This window comes from Mycobacterium sp. (assembly GCF_035314665.1).
Taxonomy (GTDB): domain Bacteria; phylum Actinomycetota; class Actinomycetes; order Mycobacteriales; family Mycobacteriaceae; genus Mycobacterium.
On record NZ_DATFZD010000038.1, the window covers coordinates 1 to 3844 of the forward strand.

The 3844-nt window shown below is 66.6% G+C and carries 2 protein-coding genes; both read left to right on the forward strand.

The window, feature by feature from the left end; genetic code table 11:
- Window positions 1-96 precede the first annotated feature (96 nt).
- Entirely contained in the window at window positions 97-285 is a 189-nt protein-coding gene (locus tag VKI00_RS02930; RefSeq protein WP_324435221.1) for a hypothetical protein, read from the forward strand.
- A gap of 622 nt (window positions 286-907) precedes the next feature.
- Window positions 908-3844 (forward strand): filamentous hemagglutinin N-terminal domain-containing protein (locus tag VKI00_RS02935; RefSeq protein ID WP_324435222.1); only part of this gene is annotated, 2937 nt, incomplete at its 3' end.

Here is a 3844-nt window from a genome sequence, read left to right on the forward strand (position 1 = left end):
ACCATATCAACATGCTTGGCCGCTATGCCTTCACACTGCCCGACATGGTCGCCCGCGGAGAGCTCAGGCCTTTGCGCGACCCGAGGATCAGAGACGATGAGGGCTGAATCGAACTTTCGGTTCCGCTGCTACCGGATCCCCATGGTCTTTGATGTGCTCCGCGAGTTCTTCCGTGGCGCCGGCACCGAGCAGCCGAGCGTGTTCTACACGCTCAATCCGAACGATGGCCGGCATCTCTGGCGCATGACCCAGATGGGACACCTGTACGACGACGCGGGCACGTGACGTGCGCGACCGGCTCGACCGGACCACGGTCAGCGGTGGCCACAGGGTGGCCCACGATGGCTGTCAACGTCATCGGCTCTCCACCCCGAACGGCGGTCGCTGGGTCGCCCGCGCCGAACCGCTGCACCCGACCCCAAGCGGACCTACAGCACGGGGGCGGTCGCCAGCTCTGGGGAGACGTCCTTGCCGGTGTCGACGAGCGCCTGCAGGTCGAGCGTCGGACCGAGCCGTTGCGGCCTGCACACTCGCGCGGTCACCAGTTCGTGACCCGCATTCCGAAGGCTTCAGCCATTTCGTTACCTCCATGACTGCTCCGGCTGCTTCCGGCTGGAGCGATTCGCCGGGTGGGCCTTTCACCCACTGGAAGAACGTCGCCTTATCACGGAGCACACCCGGAGCCGACATTCGCGGGCCGGCTTTTGAGACGGTCTACGTGCGGGCGGCCTCTCGTGTTCTGTTCTCGCTTGGGGAATAGTAACCCCTGAGGGTGATCGAATTGCGTTCGACATGGAAGACTACATCCGAAGCCGCTTGCCCGAGGGCGCGCCGGGTTCGGTGAAGCCGATCCGGGCGGAGGCAGGTTACTGGGGTGTGCTGGCGCGGTTCTAGGCGAGGGAAAAACATGGCCGGCAGCCGCTCGCGTGATGGCACTGCACGTCGCATCCGCGGAGGCCTGCTCGCCACCACGGCGCTGACCGCCGCGATCCTGATGCGCGCCGAACCCGCCCGGGCGCAGCCGGCGCAGAACGCACGGCCGCAAGGCGGACAGGTCGTCGCCGGCAGCGCCTCGATCAGCACGACCCCGAGCAGCACGACGATCGATCAGTCGACACAGCGCGCGGCGATCAACTGGAACAGCTTCAACGTCGGCAGCCAGCAGACGGTGACGTTCGAACAACCGTCCACCTCGTCGATGACGCTCAACCGCGTCACCGGTCCGGACCCGTCGGCGATCGCCGGGCACATCGACGCCAATGGCGGCATCGTCATCACCAATCCGGACGGCGTGGTATTCTACCACGGCGCGGAGGTCAACGCGACGAATCTGGTGGTCAGCGCGCCCGGCATCACCAACCGGAACTTCATGGCCGGCCGCATGGTGTTTGACCAGCCGGCCAAGCCGGGTGCGGCGGTGGTCAACCGCGGCAACCTGACGATCCGGCAGGCCGGGCTCGGCGCGCTGGTAGCGCCCGAGGTGCGCAACCGGGGCACGATCACCGCGAGGCTCGGTCATGTGGCGCTCGCCGGCGCGGACGCCGCGACGCTCGACATGTACGGCGACGGGCTGGTGTCGATCGATGTGACGCGGCAGGTCGCGCGAGCGCCCGACGGACACGAGGCGCTGGTCACCAACACCGGCGTCATCGAGGCAAATGGCGGCACCGTGCAGCTGACCGCCGCAGCCGCCGACAACGTCGTCACCACGCTGGTCGATGCGCGCGGGCGGATCGGCGCGAACAGCATCGGCAATCACCTCGGCACAGTCGCTATTGCCGGCACCGGCGGTGCGCTGCTGGTGGACGGCCGGGTGTTGGCAGGCGGCGTACAGGGCGGCGCGATCGAAATCGCTGGCCCCGGCGACGTGAGTGTAGGACCGCGCGCGCGCATCTCGGCGTCCGGCGCCAACGGCGGCGGCACCGTCGCGATCGGCACCGACCTCGCTCGCGCGAGCGGCGGTGCGTCGGTCACTCCGACGGAGATCGCGCGACGGGTCACGGTTCTCCGCGGCGCGCGCATCAGCGCGGACGCCCGGCGGAGGGGAAACGGCGGCAGGGTCACCCTGCTCACCACGGACGCGACGGTGCAGAACGGCCACGTCACCGCGCGGGGCGGCACGCTGTCGGGCAACGGCGGCCTGGTCGAGATCTCGAGCCACGGAGAGGTCGGACTTGGCGGCAGCGTCGACGTCAGCGCGTCGCACGGCAGCCTGGGGTCGATCCTGCTCGATCCCGGCACGCTGGACATCGTCTCCGGTACAACTGCCTCGGGCGACCCTTTCGTCGCCAGCGGAACATTATTCGGCAACACGCCGGATACCACCGGCTTTCTCACGGTCAGCAACACCGCGGTCGATGGGCTGAACGGCAACGTCGTCCTGCAGGCAACCACGTTCCTTGTGGTCAACGCGCCGATCACGCTAAGCAACGTTGGCCAGGGATTGACGCTGCAATCGGCCGGCAACCTGACCACCAACGCGCCGATCCAGACTAACGGCAATATCGACCTCGAAGCGAACTCCAGCAATGTGGTCGGGGGCACACCTTCCGGGGGCGGCACGGTGCAGTTGAACGCGTCCGTGACCACGACTGGCGGATCGGTAAACCTGACAGGTGCCTTCGCGGAAATCGGATCTTTCGTTTTTCCGGGAACGATTGTTGCTCCCATCACCGCAAGCGGCGCGATCACCGTCACCGCCCCGAGTTATACCCAATGGAACGGCTCCAGCCTGCACGCCGTGGGCGATGTTTCGATTTCGGCGTCGACCTTTCTGGCGCTCTATGGGCCGATCGACTCGACTGGCGGGTCGGTGAACCTGAACGGCGGGAACGTCCAACTCGGCTATCCCGGCGCCAATCCGCCGCCCGCGCCAATCACCGCGAGTAACACGATCGGAGTGACTGCCGGCACGTTCGGAATCACCCAACTTTCCGTGTCCCCGCTGCAGGCAGGCAGCAATATCTCGCTGTTCTCCACCGGCGTCGTGCAGCTCGGTGCTCCCATCACCTCGACTGGAGGCGCGGTCTCGATCACTGGCCTTAACGTAGTCGATCCCTCTCCGATCACAGCGGCGACCTCAATTGACCTAACGGCAACCGGTCCAGATGGTGCGAGCGAGGGCCCCGCCATCGACACGTTCTTCCAGGGATCGCTCACGGCTGGCGGCGCGATCCAGATCAACGCCGGGACGGCAACTGCAAGCCTGAACAGTCCCATCGCGTCGAGCGGCGGTCCGGTGTCGATCACGGGCGCGACAGTCGACATTTTCGCCCCGGTCACGCTGACCGGCCCCGGGCAGCCGCTCACCATCCTGTCCTCTGGTGAGCTGATCACATCTGACTCGATCACGACGCAAGGCAATATCGACCTCGTAGCCAATTCGGCGGCCGCGGGCACGCCCTCCGGGGTCGGAGCGCTAACGCTCGGTGGCGCGGTGACGACAACGAACGGGTCTGTCACACTCGGCGGCGCTTCGGTGACCCTGGGGACAGTAATCTTCACCGACTTCGGTCCCGTTACTGTCGCGTCTCCCGTTTCCGCGAGCGGCACGATCTCCGTCAACGCCGGAAGTTTCGGGGTGAACCAGCTCCTGGGCTCCACCCTGCAGGCCAGCGGCAACGTCTCGATCATTACACCGGGATCGGTGACTACGAACGACCTGATCGCGTCCACCGGCGGCGGCGTGACGATCAGCGGGTCTACCATCGGAGACGGCGGCGTGATCAGCGCCAACGGCAACATCTCCCTCGCCGGTTCCGGCGGCGTCACGATCGGGCCGGCGGTCACGTCGGCGGCAGGAAACATCTCGATCACGTCGAGCGGTTTCGTCGACATCATGGAC